General features: G+C 71.9%; 20 protein-coding genes. 10 read left to right on the top strand and 10 right to left on the bottom strand.

Annotated features, from left to right (window positions below; translation table 11 throughout):
- Window positions 1–919 precede the first annotated feature (919 nt).
- Complete coding sequence (locus ABZ806_RS36695) at window positions 920–1,951, bottom strand: ABC transporter ATP-binding protein (RefSeq protein ID WP_500222728.1); 1,032 nt, start codon at window positions 1,949–1,951, stop codon at window positions 920–922.
- A 102-nt stretch (window positions 1,952–2,053) separates the two neighbouring features.
- On the opposite strand from ABZ806_RS36695, the gene ABZ806_RS36700 reads away from it, so the two are divergent.
- The 3 genes from ABZ806_RS36700 to ABZ806_RS36710 all read left to right on the top strand — a co-directional run bounded on the left by ABZ806_RS36700 (window position 2,054) and on the right by ABZ806_RS36710 (window position 5,150).
- Window positions 2,054–2,764, top strand: coding sequence for a response regulator transcription factor (locus tag ABZ806_RS36700; RefSeq protein WP_500222731.1), 711 nt, complete (start codon window positions 2,054–2,056; stop codon window positions 2,762–2,764).
- Between the two features lie 336 nt (window positions 2,765–3,100).
- A complete protein-coding gene (locus ABZ806_RS36705; protein WP_500222733.1) occupies window positions 3,101–3,997 on the top strand; it encodes a sigma-70 family RNA polymerase sigma factor in 897 nt (298 codons plus the stop codon).
- 454 nt (window positions 3,998–4,451) lie between these two features.
- Complete coding sequence (locus ABZ806_RS36710) at window positions 4,452–5,150, top strand: hypothetical protein (RefSeq protein WP_500222735.1); 699 nt, start codon at window positions 4,452–4,454, stop codon at window positions 5,148–5,150.
- Here ABZ806_RS36710 and ABZ806_RS36715 read toward each other — a convergent pair.
- Window positions 5,107–5,817, bottom strand: coding sequence for a response regulator transcription factor (locus ABZ806_RS36715; RefSeq protein WP_500222736.1), 711 nt, complete (start codon window positions 5,815–5,817; stop codon window positions 5,107–5,109). The genes ABZ806_RS36710 and ABZ806_RS36715 overlap by 44 nt on opposite strands.
- Window positions 5,818–5,973: 156 nt before the next feature.
- Here ABZ806_RS36715 and ABZ806_RS36720 point away from each other — a divergent pair, with 156 nt between their 5' ends.
- The 5 genes from ABZ806_RS36720 to ABZ806_RS36740 all read left to right on the top strand — a co-directional run bounded on the left by ABZ806_RS36720 (window position 5,974) and on the right by ABZ806_RS36740 (window position 12,686).
- Entirely contained in the window at window positions 5,974–6,330 is a 357-nt protein-coding gene (locus ABZ806_RS36720) for a response regulator (RefSeq protein ID WP_500222739.1), read from the top strand.
- 144 nt (window positions 6,331–6,474) lie between these two features.
- The gene (locus tag ABZ806_RS36725; RefSeq protein ID WP_500222741.1) at window positions 6,475–8,292 is read left to right on the top strand and encodes an NHL repeat-containing protein; all 1,818 of its coding nucleotides are present in this window, start codon (window positions 6,475–6,477) and stop codon (window positions 8,290–8,292) included.
- 17 nt (window positions 8,293–8,309) lie between these two features.
- Window positions 8,310–9,302, top strand: coding sequence for an AAA family ATPase (locus tag ABZ806_RS36730; protein WP_500222744.1), 993 nt, complete (start codon window positions 8,310–8,312; stop codon window positions 9,300–9,302).
- 4 nt (window positions 9,303–9,306) lie between these two features.
- A complete protein-coding gene (locus ABZ806_RS36735; RefSeq protein WP_500222746.1) occupies window positions 9,307–10,440 on the top strand; it encodes a DUF58 domain-containing protein in 1,134 nt (377 codons plus the stop codon).
- Complete coding sequence (locus ABZ806_RS36740; protein WP_500222748.1) at window positions 10,437–12,686, top strand: transglutaminaseTgpA domain-containing protein; 2,250 nt, start codon at window positions 10,437–10,439, stop codon at window positions 12,684–12,686. Before ABZ806_RS36735 ends, ABZ806_RS36740 begins: the two co-directional genes overlap by 4 nt.
- 10 nt (window positions 12,687–12,696) lie before the next feature.
- Here the strand turns inward: ABZ806_RS36740 and ABZ806_RS36745 are convergent, their stop codons facing one another.
- A complete protein-coding gene (locus ABZ806_RS36745) occupies window positions 12,697–14,001 on the bottom strand; it encodes a hypothetical protein (RefSeq protein ID WP_500222752.1) in 1,305 nt (434 codons plus the stop codon).
- Between the two features lie 300 nt (window positions 14,002–14,301).
- Here ABZ806_RS36745 and ABZ806_RS36750 point away from each other — a divergent pair, with 300 nt between their 5' ends.
- Window positions 14,302–14,994 (top strand): DUF6668 family protein, encoded by a 693-nt coding sequence (locus ABZ806_RS36750; protein ID WP_500222754.1) that lies wholly within the window; start codon window positions 14,302–14,304, stop codon window positions 14,992–14,994.
- Here the strand turns inward: ABZ806_RS36750 and ABZ806_RS36755 are convergent.
- The 7 genes from ABZ806_RS36755 to ABZ806_RS36785 form a co-directional block, all read right to left on the bottom strand.
- On the bottom strand, window positions 14,976–15,464 hold the full coding sequence (locus tag ABZ806_RS36755; protein WP_500222757.1) for a hypothetical protein: 489 nt from the start codon (window positions 15,462–15,464) through the stop codon (window positions 14,976–14,978). The two genes, ABZ806_RS36750 and ABZ806_RS36755, sit on opposite strands and share 19 nt — an antisense overlap.
- 125 nt (window positions 15,465–15,589) lie before the next feature.
- Entirely contained in the window at window positions 15,590–15,964 is a 375-nt protein-coding gene (locus tag ABZ806_RS36760; RefSeq protein WP_500222759.1) for a hypothetical protein, read from the bottom strand.
- Between the two features lie 455 nt (window positions 15,965–16,419).
- Window positions 16,420–17,178 carry a type I-E CRISPR-associated protein Cas6/Cse3/CasE gene (gene cas6e, locus ABZ806_RS36765; RefSeq protein ID WP_500222761.1) on the bottom strand — a complete coding sequence of 253 codons (759 nt, stop codon included), beginning with the start codon at window positions 17,176–17,178 and terminating at the stop codon, window positions 16,420–16,422.
- Between the two features lie 141 nt (window positions 17,179–17,319).
- Window positions 17,320–18,129, bottom strand: a complete 810-nt coding sequence (locus ABZ806_RS36770) for an HTD2 family dehydratase (protein ID WP_500222763.1) — start codon at window positions 18,127–18,129, stop codon at window positions 17,320–17,322.
- Window positions 18,126–19,028 (bottom strand): CaiB/BaiF CoA transferase family protein, encoded by a 903-nt coding sequence (locus ABZ806_RS36775; RefSeq protein ID WP_500222765.1) that lies wholly within the window; start codon window positions 19,026–19,028, stop codon window positions 18,126–18,128. Before ABZ806_RS36775 ends, ABZ806_RS36770 begins: the two co-directional genes overlap by 4 nt.
- A 15-nt stretch (window positions 19,029–19,043) precedes the next feature.
- Entirely contained in the window at window positions 19,044–19,850 is an 807-nt protein-coding gene (locus ABZ806_RS36780; protein WP_500222767.1) for an HpcH/HpaI aldolase/citrate lyase family protein, read from the bottom strand.
- The gene (locus ABZ806_RS36785; protein WP_500222795.1) at window positions 19,847–20,848 is read right to left on the bottom strand and encodes an acyl-CoA dehydrogenase family protein; all 1,002 of its coding nucleotides are present in this window, start codon (window positions 20,846–20,848) and stop codon (window positions 19,847–19,849) included. Before ABZ806_RS36785 ends, ABZ806_RS36780 begins: the two co-directional genes overlap by 4 nt.
- Window positions 20,849–21,019: 171 nt before the next feature.
- Here ABZ806_RS36785 and ABZ806_RS36790 point away from each other — a divergent pair, with 171 nt between their 5' ends.
- The gene (locus ABZ806_RS36790; RefSeq protein ID WP_500222797.1) at window positions 21,020–21,937 is read left to right on the top strand and encodes a LysR family transcriptional regulator; all 918 of its coding nucleotides are present in this window, start codon (window positions 21,020–21,022) and stop codon (window positions 21,935–21,937) included.
- Window positions 21,938–21,955: the final 18 nt, after the last annotated feature.

Here is a 21,955-nt window from a genome sequence, read left to right on the forward strand (position 1 = left end):
TTCGCCTCCGGCAGCCCGCCCCGCTGAAAGCCGCGCAGGATCGTCTGGACGGTGGGGACGACCAGGGACGTGAGCGTGAAGAACGCGGCCGGCACGAGGAGCACCAGCCCGAGGACGACCTGTGCCGTACCGCTCGTCTTCCGTGGCGGACCGGGTAGTGGTGCGGGAGCCATGGGGGCGGAGGGGGGAGGGACCATCTCGACTCCCGAAAGGGGTTCGCAGTGCGGATCGGTCGAAGATCGTGAGGGAGCCGAGTGTACGGCGAGGAGCCGACACCTGACGACCTCTGATGATCCTCCGTCCCCCGGCTCGGCCGAGGTCGGGGCGCAACGATGGTGTGGGCAGGTCGGGGTTTTTCGACATGGCGGCGTAAGAACTCCCGATCAAGGCGTCCCGTCGGCGGTTCGCCGGAGAGGACCTGCGCGGGTTCGTCACCGGTGCATGATGCAGGTCGGAGACGAGTTGCACGATCCCGAGCGCCCAGTCGAACGACTCCATGGTCGGCGTCCGAGTTCTCCATGCGGATCATGCTGAAACATCAACATATTGTTGTCGACATAGTGTTGATTAGGTGACCGCCGCCGCCGCGTCGGCCGCCGCCGGGGGGCGTGTGCGGCCGGCCCGGAGACCCGGCCCAGCGGGCCAGCGCGCTCGACGACGTGGTGGGTGTGCGGCCGGTTGGGCAGCAGTTCGGTCGGCATCTGCCGTTTTTGTCGAGCGTGCGATCATGACGCGGGCTTTGGCGGCGTGCAGGCTCTTCCATGTGCCGCAAATGACCGAACAGGGACCCCGCGCTGGAGAACCGCACCAGGACGGGCCTGAGGCGCGTCGCCGCCACGCTGATGACAGTGGCCGCGGATTGGAATGGGCCAGACCCCGAACCGGCCGGCCGCGACTACCAGGCTGATGTTCACGCTCGTCATGCAGACGGCCCGGCGCCGGCGATCAGCGGGACGGCGCCGCTGCGGAACGCGACCAGGTCGGAGACCACGCCGCCGTGCACGAAGACGTCCAGCAGCCGACGCCCGAACCAGGGGGCGAGGAGACAGGCGGGCACGGTCGCGGCCACCGCCAGGATCATCGTCTCGGCCAGGATCATCCGGCGCAGCTGGCCGGGGGTGGCGCCGACCGCGCGCAGCAGCGCGGTCTGCCGCTGCCGCTGCCGGATCGACAGGCCCACGGTGCCGGCCACCACGAACACCATGGCGAGCGCCGCCAGGCTGCCGAACGCGGCGGCGAGCGGGATCAGGTCGTCGGTGCCCTCGACCAGCGTGGGGTCCTCGGCCCGTCCCCGGTCGTCCCCGGTCAGCACCGCCGCGCCGGACCCGGCGGCGCCCCCGAGCGCGGCCTCCACGGCCCGCGCGACCTGGCCGATCTCCGTGCCGGGCGCGAGCAGCACGCCGACCGAGTCGATGGCCATCACCACCGTCTGCCCCGTCTCCTCGACCGCCTCGCGCAGCAGGCCGAGGACCTCCCGGGCGGTGCCGGTGTCCAGCGCGCCGGTCGGCTCGTCCCCGAACAGCACCGCGGGCCGGGCGATCAGCGCCCGCGCGATCGCGACCCGCTGCTGCTGGCCGCCGGACAGCTCACCGGGCCGGCTGCGCAGCCGGCCGCCGAGCCCGACCCGCTCCAGCACCTCCTCCACCGCCCCGCGCTCGGGACGGCGGCCCGCCAGCCGCAGCGGCAGCGCCACGTTGTCGCGCACGGTCAGCGCGGGCAGCAGGTTGAACGCCTGGAACACGAATCCGATCCGCCGGCGGCGCAGCCGGGTCCGCTCCCGCTCGCCGAGCGAGGTGAGCTCCACCCCGTCCAGCACCACCGAGCCCGACGTCGGCCGGTCCAGCCCGGCGGCGCACTGCAGCAGCGTGCTCTTACCGGAGCCCGACGGCCCCATGATCGCGGTGAAGGTGCCCCGCCGCAGCCCGACGCTCACCCCGTCGAGCGCGACCACCGCACTCCTCGCACCGCCGTAGACGCTGTGGGACGGTGCGATGGCGTGGGCGGCACGAGGCGCGCCAACGGCCGGTGCTGGACGCGCTTATAGGATGGTTTCGTGGCGCGGGTTCTCGTGGTGGATGACGATCCACGACTTGTAAAAGTGGTCTCGCGCCTGTTGTGGAAGCGGAATCACCAGGTCAAGTCCGTGCCCAACGGGGAGCAGGCCCGTCAGATCCTGCGCGGAGGGGACATCGACATCGTCCTGCTGGATGTGAATCTGCCCGACGTCAACGGCATCGCCCTGGTCCAGCAGCTCCGTGAGGAGAGCGACACCACGCCGGTCATCCTGCTGACGGTCCGCACCGAGGTGCAGGACCAGGCGCTGGGACTGCGGCTCGGTGGTGACGACTACATCGTGAAACCCTTCAATCCCGAGTTGCTCCTCGCCCGGATCCAGGCCGTGCTGCGGCGCAGCGCCCGGGACCCCGCTGAGGGTACGGCGGGCCGGCCGGGCGAATATCTGGAGATCCCGCCCATTGTCATGGACACGATCGCCCGGCAGGTGTTCAGGGACGGGGTTCCGGTGCGCCTGACCCCGCTCGAGTACGCCGTTCTGGAGTTCCTGGCGGCCAACCGCGGAAGAGCGGTTTCCAAGGAGGAGATCATGCTGAGTGTGTGGGGCACCGGCCGGGGAGTCTCCCGGACGCTCACCGAGCATGTCTCCCGGTTGCGTCGCAAACTCGGTGAGAACGTGATCTCCACCCAGAGTGGGTACGGGTATCTGATCCCGTCGGTTTCCGAAGAGCCCACCACCACGGATCGGTGAGCAATCGTGTTGACGGCCGCGAGTCCGGCGGCCGGGGCGGGCGCCCACGCCAAGTCTTCGAGGACGAGACCGTCGCGGCAGGCCCGCGTGCGATCTCCTGAGGTCAACTTCCTGTCAACGAGTGTGCGGCACGCCGGTCGCCGCAGGTACGTGCAGTGCAGGCCGCTGGCCTGCGGTTTTGCGGGGCCGTCCGCGCAGTGCCGGGCGCCGCCCGTCCGGTGGGCCGCCCGGCGGGACGCGGGCATCACGGAAACATGCCAATGACAGTCTCCTGACAGTGCCCGTTTCGGTCATGGTCGCGTCTGACATTGCATGGTGCATGAGCTGGAGAGTTCGATGGACAATGCGCAGCCGACCGATGAGAAGCGTCCTGCCGCGGATGAGTTTCGCGCCCGCAACGACGCCCTCTTCTTGCGACGCAAGGAGCTCCAGGACAGGATCGCGGAGTTGCGTTCACGGATCGACGCGGGCTCCGGCGACACGCCGGCGGAGGTCGCATTGCGCAAGACCGAGCGTGACTTCGATGATCTCACCTACGAGATTTTGACCGCCAACTACGGGCTCGTCCGCCAGTACGTCGCCATGTTCACCTCCAGGTCCGCCGAGCACGGCGAGGACTTCGAGAGCGCCGCCAAGGTTGGGTTGCTGTGGGCCATCTCCTCCTACGATCCGGCGCGAGGGGCGTTCTCCAGTTGGGCGTTCAAGCCGATCCAGCGGGAGGTTCTGCGGGCGGTCCGGGACGCCGACCACGCCAACCTCACCCTCGGCGACTTCGAGAAGCGCCCGGCCATCCTCGCGGCGGAGCGCGAGTTCCTTGAGGAGCACGGGCCGGACGCTCCGGCGGACTACGCCGACATCGCCGCGCGGGCCGGGGTCACCAAGGCGCAGGTTCGCCGGGTCCTGGCTCCGCCCCGTCTGGAGAGCCTGCAGTCGCCGCACAGAGGACAGGACGAGGACATCATCGCCTGGGAGGACCGGCTGAGCGATCCGTCTCCGGACCTGGAGGAGGAAGTGGTGGTCCGCTCCCATCTGCGCACCCTTCTCACCGAGGGGCTGCCGCGCCTCGACGCCCGTGAGCGGTACGTGCTGACGCGGCGGTTCGGGCTGGACGGCGGGCGGGAACAGTCGCTCCGCATCCTCGGCGAGCAACTCGGGTTGTCGCGTGAAGGCGTCCGGCAGATCCAGAAGAAGGCGCTGGCCAAGCTCAAGGGGCCCATCGCGGGCACAGCGTGAGCCCGCGGCTCGGGAAGGTCCTGGGACGAGTGTTCGTCGCCAGTGTGACGAAAGCCTCGTTGTACGATGGGTTTCCCGCGCATTTGTGAGCTTGGTGCGCGTTTCGTGACAACTTCGGGGCGAACTCCGGTTGCGGGCTTGCCGATCTGTGTGCGGACGGACGTTGGAGAGAAGAGGGCTCACACCACCGGAGCGGGCCGGACCAACGACCCCAGGACGCGCAGGTTGCAGATGAGAGGAACAGGACGGTGCCAACGATCCCGAGGTATCTCGCTCTGGAGCCGCGGCTCGTCAGTGCGACGGTGACCTCGGCCGCCGAATCCGGCGGCCGGGCCGTTCTCCGCACCGCCGCGCCCATCTCGCCGACCGGTCGCGCGTGCTGAGGTACGCGGGGCCGACGTTTCCGGTCCTCGTGCACGCGCTCACAGACTCTCCGCCCAGCGGGGTGGAGGATATGGAGTGCGGCGACAGGGCGTCCCTTGACCGGGACGTGCTCGTCGCGGCGGGCCAGGCGCTGACGTGGCAGTCCCCGTTCATGCTCGGGTCGGTGTTGGCGGTGCCGCTGACGCGGGCGTCCGCCGCGACGTTCGACCATCCCGAGTTGGTGGGGGCGGATCGGTGGCACGACCGCTTCGGTCGGGGGTTCGCCCACCAGATGGCGATCGAGCTCAGCATCGCCTCGGTGACGGCTGAGCTGGTCGGTGAGGCGGCCGGGCCGCAACTGGCCGAGGACGCGGGGATGCTCGTCTCGGCGATCACGGGCCTTGCGCAGCTCCTCCAGGACCTGGGGGGCGTGCGCAGGCCCGAGGAGTGCAAGAGCATGATCGTGGCCGACACGAGGCGCACGCACGACGTGCTGCTCGGCGGGCTCAGTGACCAGAAGGTGTCGGTACGGCGGGACGGGGCGTTCGCCGTGCACACCGTGCGCTCGGTGCCGCGGCGCCCGGAGCGCTGCGACCTGGACGGGGTGCGGGCGCGGGTCGGCCTGCCGTGGCCGACCCAGGTCGGCGACGGGATAGGCGAGGACCTCGGGCTGGCGCGCTGGCGGGCGACCATGCAGGCGCACCGCCATCAGGTGTGGTCCCGGCTGGAGGGGCGGAACACCCTCGTCACCGAGTTGTGGCTGCGCGATCCCGCCGGGGCGGCGGGATGAGGTACCCGTATCCGCTCCGGGTGACTATCAGGTCGTCGCCGAGCTTGCGGCGCAGCCGGGAGATGTGCTCGGCGAGCGTCCGGGACACGCCGCGGCTGGTGCCCCAGACGCGCAGCATCAGCTCCTCCTTCGACACCGCCCGGCCGCGGTTGGTCGCCAGGAACTCCAGCAGGGCGTACTCCAGCGGCGCCAGCCGTACGGCGGTCCCGTCCCTGGTCACCTCACGCCTGGCGAAGTCGATGAGCACGGAGGCGATCTCCATCCGGTCGCCGTGCGCGGCCCCGGCCCGCGGCGACGTGCCCGCCGCGCTGCGCCGCAGCACGGCCTCGATGCGGGCGAGGAGCACCTCCGGGTTGAACGGCTTCGCGACGTAGTCGTCCCCGCCGAGCTGCAGTCCGAGCGCCTGGTCCTGCGCCTCCGCGCGGACGGTCAGCAGGATGACGGGGGTGGCGTCGTCCTCCTCGCGCAACTGGAGGATCAGTGACATGCCGTTGATATCGGGAAGGTTGACGTCCAGGAGGACGATGTCGAAGTCGCCGCGGCGCAGCACCTGGCGGGCCAGTTCGCCGTTGGGCGCCGACTCCACCTGATGGCCGTGCCTGCGAAGCAGGCTGGCGACGACCTTGACCAGCCGCGTATCGTCGTCGACGACGAGCACTTGTGCCACGTGTCAATGGTATATCCGACAAAGACGTCATGATCTATTCGTCGCAAAGTGAGGGGTGGTGCCGCGGCCGCCTCCGACAATGACCCCTGTCCAGATCCTGGTAGGTTCTCTGACGGCGCGGGTCAGACGGTCGGTTTCCGGGTGGTGGGGCGGCAGATGCGGGTGCTGATCGTCGAAGACTCCAGGGTCGGTGAGCTGCTCCGCGTGATCCTGGAGCGCGAGGGACACGAGCCGGTCGTCACCGAGTGCGGCGAGGACGGCTGGGCGGAGCTCGACCATTCCTCCCGCCCCGACCTGCTCATCCTGGACCGGATGCTCCCCGACATGGACGGCGCCGATCTGCTCGCCCGCGTCCGCCTCGACCCCCGCACCGCGAAGGTGCCGGTTCTGATGGTCACGGCGGCCGCGCGAGCGTCCGCCGACCTGGACGACGGCGTCCGGACGCGTGTGCTGGGCAAGCCCTTCGAGCTCGGTGAGCTGAAGCAGGTCATCGCCGTGCTCATCGAGCACTGACTCAGGCGAATTCCGCGCCCGCGGGGTGCGGGCACGCGGCGCCGTGGCCATCCCCCCGAGATTCGGCCGTGCACATCTCGGGTTCCTCCGGACAGTCAGTCGTGGAACCTCTGGTGCGGTGTGACGACGCGGGGTGGATCGCAGGTGGGAACTGAAGAGGCGGCTCCGGAGAAGCGGAACGGGACCGGGCTGAAGGCCCGGGTACGCGTCGGCGGCTGGGGCACGGCCATCCTGGTCATCGTGGCGCTGGCGGCGACGCTGCTCGGCAGCGGCCGTCTCGGCTACGCCCTCGAGTCCTCCGACGGCAGCGCCTGGTTGTGGAGCCGTATGACGGGCGAGGCGGCGCTCGTCGACCCCGACAACGGCCAGATCCAGCGGCGCCGCCCGGTGCCCGGTGCCCGCGGCCACCGGATCAAGGTCACCCAGGACGACCGGCATCTGCTCATCCACGATCTGGAGACCGGACGGGTGTCCTCGCTCGACCTGAGCGGCCTCGGGCTGTCGGGGAAGCTGGACGTGGGCACACGCGGCGACCCGCACCTGGTGGTGAGCGACACCGCCGCCGCCCTGATCGAGCGCACCACCGGCGCGGTGCGGGCGCTGGACCCCGCGACGCTGCGCCCCATGGGGCCCGTCCTGCGGCTGCCGGGGCCGCTGGTCGGCGGCGAGTTCGACGATGCCGGACGGTTGTGGGTGGCGGTGCCCGCGCAGGGCACGGTCGTGGCGTTGCAGGTTTCCGCCAAGGGCGCCGAGGTCGCCGTGACCAAGGACGCCGCCGAGCCCGGCCACGACCTCGCGTTGACCGTGCTCGACCAGGGCGCACTGGTCGTCGACCGCAGCGGGCGCAACCTCGTGGTGGCGACCGGCCACGACCTCCGGCGGATCACGGCGCCGGTCCCGCTCGCGGGCGCGATGGTGCCCGACCGCACCCACGGCGCACTGGCCGCGATCACCGTTCCCGCCGCCGGCTCGATCGTCACGCTGGGCGAGGTGGGCGAGGGCGGCCGGGTCGGATCGTTCCCGCTGCACGCCCCCGTCCAGGAACCCGCCGTGCCGTTCGCCGGCAAGGTGTACGTGCCCGTACGGGAGACCGGGCAGGTCCAGGTGTTCGACAAGGCCGGGAGGGAGACCGGTGTGCTGGACATGCCGTCCGGACGCGGCGACCTGGAACTGCAGGTCCGGGAGGGCAACCTGTTCATCAACGCGCCAGGAAGCCCGGACGCCCGGGTGGTCGGCCCCGACGGCCGGGCCCGCACGATCGGCAAATACCCGACTGGGCCGGGGAAGGGCGGAAACCGCCCGGTCGCGCCGGGCGGCGGCGAGCGCAACCCGCCGCTGATCCCGGCACCGACCGTCGACCCGGGCTTCCCGGACCCGTTCGTGCCGCCCGCCGGGCCGGATCCGGTGGAGCCCCGGACCCCGCAGCCGCCCCGGTCGACCTCTTCGTCCGCTCCCGGGCCGCCCATCCCCCCGCGGGTCTCGCGACCGCTGCGGCCTGTCACGCGTACTCACTCGCGTTCACCGGCGCCGGGCCCCTCCACCACGAGGCCGTCCACGTCGGCGCCGACGACCAAGTCGCCCACCCATACGCGGAGCACCGCCAAGCCGAAGCCCACCGTCACCCGCAACCCGTACACGCCGGCGCAGGTCTGCAACGCCGGTCCGGGCAGCGGCTACGTCGTGCAGCGGTCGATCTCGTTCAGCGGCGGGCGGGTCTACCAGCTCTACAGCGCCAGCACCAAGAAGAATTGTGCGGTCACGATGAAGACCGCGAACGTCGGCAAGGGCACCAGCGTCTGGGTCCGCCTGGTGGAGCAGCACGGCGGCGAGGTCGGTTCCGACAACGGCACGTTCAAGTACTACGCCGGTCCGGTGTACGTGTCCGCACCCGGGGTCTGCGTCCGCGTCTCCGGCGGCGCGTCCGGCGCCAGCGCCTCGAGCGGCTGGGCCAACTGCGGCTGATACGAGGAAGGACGAACGTGAGCACCACAACGGCCGAGGCCGGCGCCATCAACGGTGAGGAGGCGGTGCTGGCGGCCGACGCCTTCGCGCGGATGGCGGCGGCCATCGGCACGGTCGCCCACTGCACCCCCGTGACGGTGCGGCAGATCCTCACCGCGTTCGCCACGAGCGGGCACGTCCTGCTGGAGGACCTGCCCGGCATGGGCAAGACCACCCTGGCCCGCGCGCTGGCGGCGGTGACCGGCGGGACGGTCCGCCGCGTGCAGTGCACCCCCGACCTGCTGCCGTCCGACATCACCGGTGTGACGATCTTCAACGAGCGGACCCGGGAGTTCGAGTTCCACCCCGGACCGGTCTTCGCCAACGTCCTCATCGTGGACGAGATCAACCGGACCTCGCCCAAGACGCAGTCGGCCCTGCTAGAGGTGATGCAGGAGCAGCACGTCACCGTGGACGGGACGGCGCACCCGGTGCCGCAGCCCTTCCTGGTGGTCGCCACCCAGAACCCCGTCGACCTGGAGGGCACGTTCCCGCTTCCGGAGGCCCAGCTCGACCGGTTCCTGATGCGGCTGTCGCCCGGCTACCCGGGCGAAGCGGCGGAGCTGTCGCTGATGCGCGACGCGGCCCCGGCCGCTCCGGAGACCCTGGAACCGGTGCTGGACGGCACTGAGCTTGCGCGCCTGAACGCCGTCGCCGACCAGGTCATCTTCGACGACCTGGTGTACGACTACGTGCTGCGGCTGGCCCAGCGGACCCGCCGGCACAAGCGGCTGCGGGCCGGGGTGTCGATGCGCGCGTCCATCGCCCTGTGCCGGGCGGCGCGCATGTACGCGCTGGCCGGCGGCCGCGTGTACGTCACTCCCGACGACGTCAGGGCCCTGGTCGGGCCCGTGTGGGGGCACCGGCTCGTACCGCTGTCGGGCGTCGCCACCGCAGAGGAGAGCGCGGTGCTGCTGGACGAGGTCCTTGCCGAGGTACCGGTACCGGGGCCGCACGAGAACCGGAGCTAGGCCGATGGCAGGCGGCACGACTCGGCCCACCCGCCGCGGCTGGGGGCTGCTCGCCTCCGGGGCCGTCCTCGCGGGCGGCGGTCTCGGCCTCGGCTATCTGGCGCCGGGTGCGCTGGGCGCGCTCGTGTTCCCCACTGTCGGCCTGGCCATGGCTCTGGCCAGGCCGCCCCGCCGCGCCCGGGTGCGCCGCCGCGTCACGACCACACGGGTGCGGGCCGGCGAATCCGTCACCGTCATCGTCGAAGCGGACGGCCCCGTCGAGGCGCGTGTGACCGTCGCCGAACGCGTCACCGGGCCTTCGGGCACGCTCGTCCTCCCGCTGGGCCGGGCCCGTGCCCGGATCCGCTACGAGCTGTCCGCACGGCGGCGGGGCTTCCTGGACGTCGGCCCGCTCGAACTCGTCCGCACCGACCCGCTGGGGCTCGCGCGGGCCGCCCGGACGGCCGGTGACGAGACCGTGCGGCTCCTCGTGCATCCGCGCCACCACGAGCTCACCGTCCTGCCCGTGGCCGACGGTGTGGGCCGGGACACATCCTCGGCGACGACCCGGGCGGCCGAGGGCTCGTTCGCGGGGTTGCGCGAGCTTGTGCCCGGCGACGACGTCCGCCGGATCCACTGGCGCACCTCGGCCCGCCGCGGGCGCCTGATGGTGCGCGAGCACGCAGACTCGGCCCGGCCCGGCGTCACCGTGCTCGTCGACGACCGCCGTGGCCGGGCGGCACTGGACGGCCTTGCCGAGGCAGCGGCCTCGATCGTGATGTCCGGCCCGGACCTCCCGGTTGAACTGCGCCTGGCGGGCGGGGGGTACTCGCCCGCGTCCGCCGGCGTCACCGCGCACCTGGACCTGCTCGCAGCGGCGACGTCCCGTCCCGATGCCGACTTCTCCGCCGCCTGCGCGCGGCTGCGCGCGGGCGCCGGACGCGCGGTCGTCCTGCTGTCCGCCGGGACGGCCCCGGCGGACACCGCCGCGGCGATGGAAGCCCTTGCCACGCGGCGCGTCCTGTCGCTGGTCGCGCTGGTGGGCCCCGCGTCCGATGCGCGGCCCCCTGCCCCGCCACCCGGCGTGCGGCTTCTCGAAGCGGCCACACCGGAAGCCTTCGCTACCGGCTGGAACCAGAGCCGCTGGTGGACGCGGTGAACCGGGCACGGCTCCTGCTCGCCGCCGCGGCGGTGATCCTGGCTGCGGCTGCGCCGTCGCCGCTCCTCGCCGCCGGGTACGACCGGCCGGCGCCGGTGGCGGCCCTGCTGGCCTGCGCCGCGGTCGCGGCGGTGGTCGTCACGGCGGTGGCACACCGGCTGCTGCGCGGGCTCGGACCTATCGCGGTGCCGGCCGGGCTGCCCGTGGCCGCGGCCGGGCTCGTGGCGGTCGCCGCCCGGGCGCCAGGGCCGGTGGGGAAGCCGGTGCCCGCGGCGGTGGACGCCCTGCTGCACTCGGGAGCCCGCATCCTTACCACGGCACCGCACCCCCCGGCGACCGTGGACCTGTTGGCGTTCCCCCTCCTGGCGGTCTGGCTTGCCGGGGCGATCGCGACCGTGCTGCGCCGCGACGGGAGGGTCCTGCCGGCGTTGCTGCCCGGTGCGGTGCTGCTGTCCGGGGCCGCCGCGCTCAACCCGGAGGCGGCCGGGGCCGGATACCGGTCGGTGGCGCTGCTGGCCGGCGCCGCCGCGCTCGGACTGGCCTCCGCCCCGCGCGACGCCCCCGACACCGCCGGAATGGGGTTCGCGGTCCGGGTCCGGGCTCCGGAGGCGTCGCGCACGCGGCGGCGGTCCCTTCCGCGCGTCGCCATGGCGGGAACGGCGGTGGCCTGCGTGGTCGCCCTTCCGGGGATCGGTGCGGCGGTCGCCGCACCCGGCGTGCTGGCGGCATGGCCGGTACGGGCGTCCGATCCGCGCAGGCAGGGCGACACCCCGGAGAAGCCGCGCGAGGTTCGCAACCCGATGTCGTACCTGTCGGCATGGGCGGCCGCCCCCGATGCGCCGCTGATGAGGGTGTCGGAGGTGTCGGGCCGGCGGACGCCGCTGCGCTGGGTCGCGCTGGCGGAGTTCACCGGAACGATGTGGGTGCCCGACGGCACCTACCGTCCCGCGGGGCCGTCCCTGCCGCCCCCCGAGACGGTGCCGCCGCGGACGGCACGGAGCACGGTCAAGGTCTCGGCCGTGAACCTGCCCGGTGACTGGGCACCGGTCCCCGGCATCCCCACCCGGGTGGACGGGATCGCGGCCGGCTACGACGCCGGCCCCGGCACGGTGCTGTCCCTGAACGGCCCGGTGGCGGGACGTTCGTACACGGCGACCGGGATCGTCCCCGACTGGACCGGGTGGCGGGGCAAGGGCGCCCGGGCGGCCTCCGGGAAGGATTTCGAGCGCTACCTGCGCCTGCCACCCGGCGCCCCGGCCGGCCTGGACGAGATCGCCCGGACCGCGGCAGGCGACGGCACCCCGCACCAGCGAGCGTCACGGATCGCCGAGTACCTGCGCGGGTCCTACACCTTCCGGCCGGGCGTCCCTGGTGGGCACGGCTACGCCAGGCTCGGCGAGCTACTGGTCCGGCCGGGCCGCAGCGGCGGCGGCGCGACATCCGAGCAGTTCGCCAGCGCGTTCGCGGTCCTCGCCCGGGCCGCCGGACTGCCGAGCCGGGTGGTGGTCGGGTTCGGACCGGGCCGCGGTGACGGGGTTATCCGCAGCGGTGACGCGGTGGCCTGGGGCGAGATCTACTACGAGGGCGTGGGCTGGGTCTCCTACGACCCGAACCCGCGCGAGCGCTCGGCCGTGTCCCCGCGACCGAGTCCGGGACAGCGGACGGACCACGACGGCACCTACCGCGACGACGCCGATGAGCTGGTGAGCGGCGGTACGCGCGGCGGCGGGACGCCACTGGGAGGCGGCGGTGGTTACGCCGTCCTGGCTGTCCCCCCGCTGGTGCTCACCGTCCTCTTCCTGACGATGGTGCCGCTGCTGCGGCTGCGGGGGCTGCGCAGGTCGCGGCGAGGTGGGGCTCGCGAGCGGATCCTGACCGCCTGGACGGAACTCCTGGTGGCGATGCGGCTCGCGGGCCTCACCCTGCCGGCGTCCGCCACGACGGCCGACGTGTCGGCTCTGCTCGCGGCACGGTTGCCGGGGACCGATCCCGGGCCGCTGGAGGGGTTGGGCGCCCGAGTGGACGCGGCGGGCTTCGGCGGCCCCGTCTGCCCGGACGACGCCGCGTTCGTCTCCGCGCAGGTCCGCTCCCTGGCAGCGGGCCTGCGGCGGTCCAGCCCGCCGGCCCGCCGCCTGACCTGGTGGTCGGACCCGCGCGCGCCGCTCTGGTCGGCCCGCCCGTCCCGCCTGACGCGGGGGGTGTGGCCGGGCCGGGGAGCGGGGGCTGGCCATCGAGCGCGCGGGTGAGCCGGGTCGCTCACGGTATCTGGCTGATCTCGCCCGGGTTCGCGGACGGCCCGGAGACGGCGAGCCGCAGCGCCCCCCGGACACGCGACTCGGGATTGGCGATCAGAGCGCCCAACTGGCCCTCGCCCGCCATGTCCTCGGCCAGCGCACCCGGGCGGACACCGACCACGTAGTCGGCCTCCATCGGGGACGCGGCGGTGACGCAGCCGACGGGCAGCGTCACGTACGACCCGAGGAAGACCCGGCTGCCCGCCGGTATCAGGGAGGCGAGCGCCCGCACCACGATCCGCGCGGCGGGGCCGATCACGGTCACTGTGCGCATGTGCCGGAGCACCATCGTGACCTGCGAGAGCTGGCCTTCGGTGATGACACCCCCGGCAAGGAGCCAGGCCGCGGTGGGGCCCGTCGCCGAGGTGCGGCTCACCACCACGGCACTGCCGACCCGCGACACGACGGCGCCCTGCGCGCCCCGTGTCCCCCGGAAGGTCTCCACGGCACGCTGGGCCGTGGCGAGGTCCGGGAACCCGGCGACCTGGCGCATGCCGTTCCGCCCGCAGACGGTCACCTCGACGCCCCGGACGTGCACCTCCTCGATGCTCTCGTCCCGCCACAGCTCGCCGAGCAGGTGGCAGCCGCTGAGTACGTCGTAGACGTGGCGTGCCATGGCCTCGTCCCCGCCGGTGTGCCGGGTGAGGACCTCCGTCCAGATCTCGACGAGCCGCGGCCCGAGCGAGCGGGCGATCTCCGCTGCGGCGAGCCATTCCGGGGCAGCCGGCTGCGCGGTCTCCGACCCCGTCGACCCCTCGGCCGCCCGGGTAACGGCCGGCATCGGAAACTGCACCGTGACGTGCCGGGTGACCAGTGGCGAAGGGTGGGAAGGCTCCTGCTCCGGCCGGTCGCCCGCCTCCTTCGCGGGCGGCTGCGCCGATACCGGAGCGGACACCGGGGCTGCGGCGGTGGGCGGCGGGGCGGGTTCGCGGTCCGGCCCATCGGACGGCTCGCGAGCAGGCGTCCGGGCAGCCTGCTCCCTCCGCGACTCCGGCCCGCCCGGCCGGGCCGCCGCGGACCCGTGCCCGGACCCGTGCCCGCGCCCGGGCGCGGAAGCACCGGATCTGGGCCACTCGCCTGATCCGGGCCGTTCGGCGGACCCGGGGGGACCGGCCGGTTCGGGCCGCTCGGCCGGTTGGGAGGGACGGTTGCGGGCGCGCCCGGCGACGAGCTTGTCCTGGTCGGTCAGCGCCTCGGCGGTCCCCGGACCTGTGCCGAGCGCCGCCCAGAAGTTCGTCCCGTTGCTGGAAGTGTCTTCCGCTGCCATGTCGATTCTCCTCCCGTGGGTAGCTTCGCGCCGGTTCCGCGACCTCTCGAAACGCGGCGTCCTCAACCTGCGACTGTGCGGACGAACGCGCTCACCGCCAGCCCAGGGCACGAAACGGTGGCCGCGAAACGCGGCCGTATCGCGGCCGCGCGGGATCTTTCTCGCCCGCCGCAGTTGACGATCACGCGGCCGCGCGGACGGTTCACCGAGTACCAGAGGTGTGCTCGGAAAGGTGCTCCGCCTCGCCGGTCCCGTCCCCGGCCGGCGAGGCGGCCCATTCGGAGAGAGGGCTCATCGATCATGCAAGTCGCAGACGTGGCGCAGCGTTCAGCCGCCTCCGAGGGCCGGCCGGGCGCGGGGGAGAACGATCCCGGCCCAGGGGACGTTCGTCGCGGCCGGTTCCAGGCGCGGACGGTCACGCCCGCCCGCCTGGCGCCGCCGCCGACGAGTTCGCTGGGGCTCGCCGGGTACAGTGGCCCCGGTCCCGCCCTTTGGATCTCCTCATGCCATGGAGGAGCCGGCGCCTCCACGGTGGCGGCGCTCATTCCCCTAGGCAGGAGCGCCGGACGGTACTGGCCGCTTCCCGAACCGCCCGGCCGAGCCCAGGTCCTACTTGTGGCGCGGACCCATGCCGCAGGCCTCCGCGCGGCTCAGGCCGCCGCCGGGCAGTGGGCGGCGGGTGTGCTGCCGAACATGCGACTGCTGGGGCTGGTGGCCGTCGCTGATGCCCCCGGAAAACTGCCGAAGCCCCTGAAGGACCTGCTGCGCCTCATTTCGGGAGGCGTGCCGCGGGTGTGGGAGCTCCCGTGGGTCGAGGCGCTGCGCCTCGGCGCCCCCCCGGACCAGGTCAGATTGCCGTCCGCGTACGCGCGCCTGACTCAGGACCTCAATCGCGTCATTGCGGAGGATGCGCATGCTCGACGCGACGAACCGTGGACGATCGCATCTGAACACGCCGTGAACGATGGGCCGGCTCAGCCCCTGAGCTCATGAATCTGGAGCAGCTGCGCCCGTCTCGCGGCCTCCGCCAGCGGCGCGATCAGGAGCAGCAGCGCGGTGCGCCGCGCGGTCCCGGACAGCCCCGCCAACTCGGTGAGGCGCCGCGCCCCGCCCGGACCGTGCAGCTCGAAACCGCGGGCGGCACTCGCCCACACTCTGCCGTCCGGTGTGTCCAGAACAGGGACGGGCTCGTCCCCTGGGGCGGCGGCCAGGTCGCCCAGGATCCAGCCGGTGCGGTCGGCCGCCTCCGCGAATGCCATGACCTCGTCCAGATCGCGGCGCATCCGGTGGAGGTAGGCGCCGGTGAACGAGGCGGGCAGGCTGTCGAGCGAGGCGGCACCGTGGCAGCCCAGCCTGCCGGCGATCTCGGCCACCCGATCCAGCACGCTGCGATGGATCAGACCGGCCTCAACGTCGCCGACCGTCATCATCGCTGTGCACAACCGGTTCTGCGCTCCTGGCATTGCGAAACAATAGCGACCGGCGGGTAAGTACGGAGTCGGATGCCCGGACCTCGCGCGCGGTGCAAGGTGACCATTGGCGCCTCTCACGTTGCGGAGCAGGGACCAAGCGCCCCCCACCAGCGAACTCATCCCCGTTCAGCACGGAGCAGGTCTTCCCTGGCGACCCCGAGCAGGTGACGGGCCACCTCCAGCGCCTTGTGCCCGTAGTCCAAGTGCACCAGGGCCGTTTCCAGCACATCCAGGTCCGCACCCGGCGGCTGTCCGGTCACCTCGTGTTCCGGGATCTGCTCGGTCCGTTCCATCACTGTGCCGACGATGCTCCAGACCAGATCCAGCACATCCGTGACCATCTCCACTGCCTGACCGGTCCCAGCCGGCGTCAACCCGTCCGTGTCGACGCTCACCGCCGAACGTGCCGCTTCTACCCGCTCCTGTAGCGCCCTCAGCGTCCGATGAAGCTCGCTCGCCGGTTCCTCTTGGGTTCGCACCGCGACGATCACACCTACCCCGTGCTCTGGAACAACCGGTCATGAATCGGCTGCTCGGCCATTAATTGCGGTTTCGCCGCTCATCGCGGCGAAGCCATACGTCCCCCGGGCCGCCTCCATCGGTGGGATCTCTTCACTGGACCGGCCACGTGCCGGGATTGGCGGCTTGCAGATCACCGGAGGCCTCAACGCGAATTATTTCGCTGAGCAATTCCTGCGGTGTCGTTCCCTCGACCAGCACTGCCCGGCCGCTGCGTGTTGCGGCCCAGTAGTGGCCGGTCCGGTTTCCGTACCACCAGATCCATTGCCTGCTACGCCGCTGGAGTTGCTTTGCCGAATTCTGTGGATCTTCGCTTGGAGCGAAGGAATTCATTTCTTTACCTGCGACATGGTGGGGTCGGTTCTTCCGGAGACGAGGTTGTGTCTGTCTATGATCGGCGACTCGTCGTCAGGCGGGCACCCCTCGCCTATTTGAGGGCGCCTGCGCTATGGGGGCTTTGTGAGCGCGGGGGAGCAAGGGTGAGCAGCCCGCAGCCGTAAGCTCTGCTGGGACCGATTCCCTTCAGCATCGCCTGGACGAGCAGAACTACGTCGGTGATGAGCAGCCTGCCCTCGAAGGTCGTGGTGTGGAGGGTGACCGGGGTGTCACAGCCGCCCTCCGTGAATGAGTGTCGGCTCCGGCCGATGATCCGAACGTCCGGCACGGAGCGCGGGGAGGGGCGGTCCGGGCCGGAGGCCGCGGGGTCAGGGTGGGTATCAGGAATGGTGAAGCCCCATCCGAGGGCGTGTTCGAGGAACCACTCAAGTTGCTGGGCGGGCGTGCGATGCGGGATCCGAGGAGCGCGGCGGTCTTTGCGGTCCCGGCTCGCGGTCGATGCGCGCGGGTCGTTGCGCACCGGGCTCGCGGTGACCCTGAACGCGAATTCCCCGCGGATGGCGAGCCGGGCGAGCAGCGGCCTGTATTCACGGGTCGCAGCCTGGTCTCCGTCCGCCCCCAGCCGACTGGCCGCCTTGACCAGGCGGGTCCAGTCGGGACGGGACGGGCTGAGCACGAACAGCAGCGGACACCGGGGATCGTCTGTGTCCAGGCGCCACAGGACCCGGTCCATCTGGGACGGATCGGGAATTCCACCGATCACCGCACCATGCATGGCACGCGGGCTGGCCAGGAGTTCGCGGCTCTCCGCTCGCGAAGGATCGATCCGGATACGGGACAAGTAGGTCATGGTGCCCCTCCTGCCCCTCAGGTTTTCGCGACGGAGACCCGGACTCGGACCGCGCCGGATCGGCCGGTGCCGCTCCCCGAACCCTGGCCTTCACCGTCCGCGCGCTGTGGGCGGTGTCAACCGACACCGCCCACCAACGATTCAACGGGTCAGCCTTCCTCGGGCCGTCACCCGGCCAGACAGGTCGCACACAGACACCTCGGTTGCGTCGCCCTCACCGCTGGGCTCGGCGAGAACCGACATCCCCTGGAAGTCGAAGAGCGGTGCCACGAGCCGGTATTCGTAGATGAGATCGCCGGTGACTCCGCGGCGGCGTGCGGCCTCGGCCATGGCCAGGGCCTGGAGCGGGCCATGGGTCACCAAGCCGGGGTAGCCCTCCACACCCGTCGCATAGTCGCGGTCGTAGTGGATCCGGTGGGCGTTGTAGGTCAGTGCCGAGAAACGGAAGAGCAGGGCAGGCCCGATCCCCAGCGTCCATCCGCCCTCCGGGGATGGCATCGGGACGACATCGGCCGCCGCCGGGGCGGGCGACTCGGTGGCCGGCGCCTTCGCGCGGTAGACGATGTCCTGGCGCTCGACGACGACCGGACGGCCGCGTTGCTCGATGGTGTGGGTCACCTCGACGAAGGTGAGGTGGCCGCTGCTTCCCTCCTTCTCGTGGACGGCCGTGACTTCCGACCGTCGTGTCGCCTCGTGGCCGGTGACCAGACCGCCGTGCTGCTCTACACGGCCGCCCGCCCACATCCGGCGGCGGCCGGGGCCCGGAGGTTCCGGTACCACCCCGCGGACCGGGTGTCCGTCCGCGCCGAGATCCTCGGTGGCGGGACGGTCGAGGAGATAGACCCAGTGCCAGCACAGCGGCAACGGGTCCCCGGCATCGAGGTCGGGCAGGGGCACGCCCAGCAGACCGGCCAGCGCCTCAGCAGGGCACGGCGAGATGAGTTCGGTCACTGCGCAGCCCCCCAAGGGGTCTCCGCGAGTTCGTCCCGGATGCGCTGGGAATGCTGCCCGAGTGCGGGGACTGGGCCGATGGCGGGCTGCCACCCCGCCACGTCGACGGGTGGCAGCAGGGCACGGACCGTGCCCCCGGGCGTATCGACCTCCTTCCACCGGCCGCGCGCCGCGAGCTGCGGATGGGAGAACAGCTCCTGCGGCTCGCGCAGGGCGGCGCATGCGATCCCGGAGTCCTCGAGCAGCCGAAGTGCCTCGTCGCGCGACACCGTGGCCAGCGCACTCTCGATCAGCACCGTGATCTCGGCGTCGTTGGCGACCCGCTCCGGATTATGCGCGTAGGCGGGGTGCGTCACCAGATCGGGACGGCCGAGAACTCTCTCGCACAAGGACGCCCATTCCCGGTCGTTCTGGATGCCGAGGAAGAGGCGCCCGTCACCACACTGGTACGGGCCGTACGGAGCGATCGAGGCATGGCGCGCTCCCGTACGCCGCCAGGGGGCATCGCTGTAGAAGGTGTAGCAGGCGGGCTGGCTGGCCCATTCGCCCAGAGCTTCGAGCATCGAGACGGCGATGGTGGACCCCTCGCCGGTGCGCTCGGCCGCGCCCGGGGCGAGGTTCTGGACGAGCACGTCCGCGCGCGCTACGAGGGCCAGCAGAACGGCCTTGTCCGCAGGATCTTTGACATCGAGCGTGATCGACTCCTTGCCGCGATTGAGCCAGACGAAGTAGCTCGCCTCGCCGTGGACCGTACGGTCGTAGCCACGGGCGAAGTCGTCGTCGGGGCGCTCGACTTTGATCACCCGGGCGCCGGCGTCCGCGAGTTGGCGGGTGGCGAACGGTGCGGCCACCGCCTGCTCCAGCGAGACGACGGTGATGCCATCAAGCGGTTGGATCATCTCAGTTGGACCTCTTCATCTCGGCTCCGTGCGGGAGAGAATGCCCCGGGCGCGTTGGAGGACGGGCTCGTCAACCAGTTCGCCGTCCGGGGTGCGTGCCGCGCCCGAGCCGCCGCGATCGGCCTGGAGGACCGCGGTGGCCCAAGCGATCTCCTGTTCGGCCGGGGCGAACTGACGCTGGATGGGAGCGAGCTGTGCGGGGTGGACGCAGAGCTTGCCGCCGAAGCCGAGCCGGCGGGCCAGGGCGGCGTCCTCTCCGACCCGGGTGAGGTCGTCCAGCGCAGTCGTGACGCCATCGATGGGGGACGGAAGCCCGGCCGCTCGCGACTCGACGACCAGTCGGCTGCGGGCGAAGAGCAGGGCGTCCGGTACGTGGTCGGCGCCGATGTCGAGAACGAAGTCCAGCGATCCGAAGGCGACCCGCGCGGTCGCGGGACTCGCGCACACCTCTGGCAGGTGTACGAGGCCGGCCGCGCTCTCGACGAGCGCGACCACGGGTACGGGGAGCAGCCGGGCGACGTGCTCGGTGTCGGCGGCCCGTTCGGTCTTGGGCAGTACTACCCCCTGCAGCCCCGGCAGGTCCCGCAAAGCGGCCAGGTCGGCCTGTGCGCAGGCGCTGTGGAGCGAATTGACCCGCACCCACGCCCGGCCCGATGACCGCAGCCAGCGAGCCGCGGCGGCGCGGGCGTCGTCCTTGAGCGGAGCCGCGACCGCGTCCTCCAGATCGAGGATGACCGCCCCCGCACCGCTCGCGGCCGCCTTCTCGAACCTCTCCGGTCGGGTGCCCGGAACGAAGAGCCAGGTGACGGCGTGCGTGCTCATCGGGAGAGCGGGTGGCGCTCGACGTCGAACTCGGTCGAGTAGCCGTAGCCGCCGTGGATCCGTACGGCGTCGAGGGCGATCTCCATCGCCGTCTCGGACGCGAACAGCTTGGCCATGCCGGCCTCCATGTCGGCGCGTTCGCCCGTGTCGTTGCGGCGCGCGGCGTACTGCACTAGCCGGCGCGCCGCCAGCAGCTTGGTGCCCATGTTCGCCAGGTGGTTGCCGATGCTCTGGTGCTTCCAGATGGGTCTGCCGAAGCTTTCGCGCTCCTGGGCGTACCGGAGCGAGTCATCGAGCGCGGCGCGGCCGACGCCGAGCGCCCGCGCGGCGACCTGGATACGCCCGATCTCCAGCTCTCTCATCATCTGCGCGAATCCCCGACCTTCCTCCCCGCCGAGCAACCGGTCCGCCGGAACCCGCATGTCGGTGAAGGTGATCTCGCAGCTCTCCACCCCCTTGTAGCCGAGTTTGGGCAGGTCGCGGGAGAGCGAGAAGCCGGGTCCCTTCTCGACCAGCAGAATGCTGATGCCGTGGTGGGCAGGCGTCGCCGCCGGGTCCGTCTTGCACAGCAGTGCGATCAGTTGGGAGTGGCGGGAGTTCGTGATCCACGTCTTGGATCCGTTGACGACGTACTCGCCGGCCGAACGCTCGGCGGTGGTGCGCATCGCCTGGAGATCGGAGGCGCCGCCCGGCTCGGTGAGCGCCATCGTGGCGCGGACCTCTCCGGTGGCCATCCTCGGCAGGTAGGTGTCCTTCTGCGCCTGGGTGCCGAAGGCGAGAATGAGCTTGGCCACGACCGTGTGACCGCCCATGGCACCGGCCAGGCTCATCTCCGGGATCGCCAGGCCGAAGATCCCCATCTGCTTCATCGTGTCGATGAGCTCGGCCGGGTAGGTGTTGTGATGGTCCAGTTCCTGTACGACCGGGCGTACCCGATCGTCCACGAACTCCGCCACCAACTCGACGGTGGCGGCCTCTTCTCCGTCCAGTTCGTACATCGGCACCTGTTCCCGGGATTGTGCGTCGATCACTTCGGCTGCGGGCCCTGCCATGATGCGCGTTGATTGAATAGCCTGAAAAATGCCGAATCGGTATGACGTCATGACGGCCGGTGGCCCGGCCGGGGAGGTGACCCGGTGGAACTCCGACAGCTTCGCGCGCTCGTGGCGGTGGTCGATATCGGCAGCGTCACCGGCGCGGCCGAGGTCCTGCATCTGGTCCAGCCGGCGGTCACCCGCCATATCCGGGCTCTGGAACGGGAGTTGGGCGTCGAACTCTTCGAACGCTCTCGCCGCGGCATGACACCGACGGAGGCCGGGCGCAGCGTCGCCGAGCGCGCCCGCCGGGCCCTCGCCGAACTCGAGCGGGCCCGGGTGGAGGTCTCGCCGGAACCCGGCCAGCTCTCCGGACTGGTACGGGTCGGGCTGCTCGAAAGCACCGCGGAGGTGCTGGCCGAGTCGCTCACCAGGGCCGTTGCCGAGCGGCATCCCGGCATCCGCCTGACGATCCTCTCGGCGTACTCGGGGCATCTCCAGCAGTGGCTCGATGACGGAGACCTTGACGTGACCCTTCTCTACAACGTCGAGAACGCGCCCACGCTCCACGTACGGCCCCTGGTCCGCGAAGCGGTGTGGGCGGCGGCCGCGCCCTCGGCGGGACTCTCTCCCGACCTTCCGGTGAGCATCGCGGAGGTCGCCCGCCATCCTCTCGTCGCGCCGTCCTCGGGGCACGGCCTTCGTGCCCTCATCGACGCGGCGATGGCGCGTGCGGGGGTTGAGATCACGCCCGTCCTGGAGACCGACTCCGCCCAGATCCAGCGGCACCTGGCCCGAGCGGGCATCGGCTGGACGGTCCTGCCGGCCGTCGCGGTGGCGACCCAGATCCGCGCCGGGATCCTCTCCGGCGCTCCGCTCGCGGAGCCCGCCATCCACCGCGACCTCCTGCTGGCGCTGCCACGCTCCGGCCGTACGCCGGCCGCGGTCGGTGCGGTGGCGCACGAGCTGGTCTCGGCGGTGGACGATGCCATCAGGTCCGGCGCCTGGCCCTCGGCGCGTCTTCTCGGCGCGCATGCGAACGGCTCCTCCTGACCGGGCCGCCGAGGCGCC

This window comes from Spirillospora sp. NPDC047418 (assembly GCF_040643275.1).
GTDB lineage: Bacteria > Actinomycetota > Actinomycetes > Streptosporangiales > Streptosporangiaceae > Spirillospora.

Coding starts and splice junctions, on each gene's coding strand:
- ABZ806_RS36735 (WP_500222746.1), top strand. CDS start 9,307: ATGGCAGGCGGCACGACTCGGCCCACCCGCCGCGGCTGGGGGCTGCTC.
- ABZ806_RS36705 (WP_500222733.1), top strand. CDS start 3,101: ATGGACAATGCGCAGCCGACCGATGAGAAGCGTCCTGCCGCGGATGAG.
- cas6e (WP_500222761.1), bottom strand. CDS start 17,178: ATGACCTACTTGTCCCGTATCCGGATCGATCCTTCGCGAGCGGAGAGC.
- ABZ806_RS36755 (WP_500222757.1), bottom strand. CDS start 15,464: ATGCCAGGAGCGCAGAACCGGTTGTGCACAGCGATGATGACGGTCGGC.
- ABZ806_RS36750 (WP_500222754.1), top strand. CDS start 14,302: ATGCAAGTCGCAGACGTGGCGCAGCGTTCAGCCGCCTCCGAGGGCCGG.
- ABZ806_RS36710 (WP_500222735.1), top strand. CDS start 4,452: ATGGAGTGCGGCGACAGGGCGTCCCTTGACCGGGACGTGCTCGTCGCG.
- ABZ806_RS36775 (WP_500222765.1), bottom strand. CDS start 19,028: ATGATCCAACCGCTTGATGGCATCACCGTCGTCTCGCTGGAGCAGGCG.
- ABZ806_RS36780 (WP_500222767.1), bottom strand. CDS start 19,850: ATGAGCACGCACGCCGTCACCTGGCTCTTCGTTCCGGGCACCCGACCG.
- ABZ806_RS36745 (WP_500222752.1), bottom strand. CDS start 14,001: ATGGCAGCGGAAGACACTTCCAGCAACGGGACGAACTTCTGGGCGGCG.
- ABZ806_RS36785 (WP_500222795.1), bottom strand. CDS start 20,848: ATGTACGAACTGGACGGAGAAGAGGCCGCCACCGTCGAGTTGGTGGCG.
- ABZ806_RS36720 (WP_500222739.1), top strand. CDS start 5,974: ATGCGGGTGCTGATCGTCGAAGACTCCAGGGTCGGTGAGCTGCTCCGC.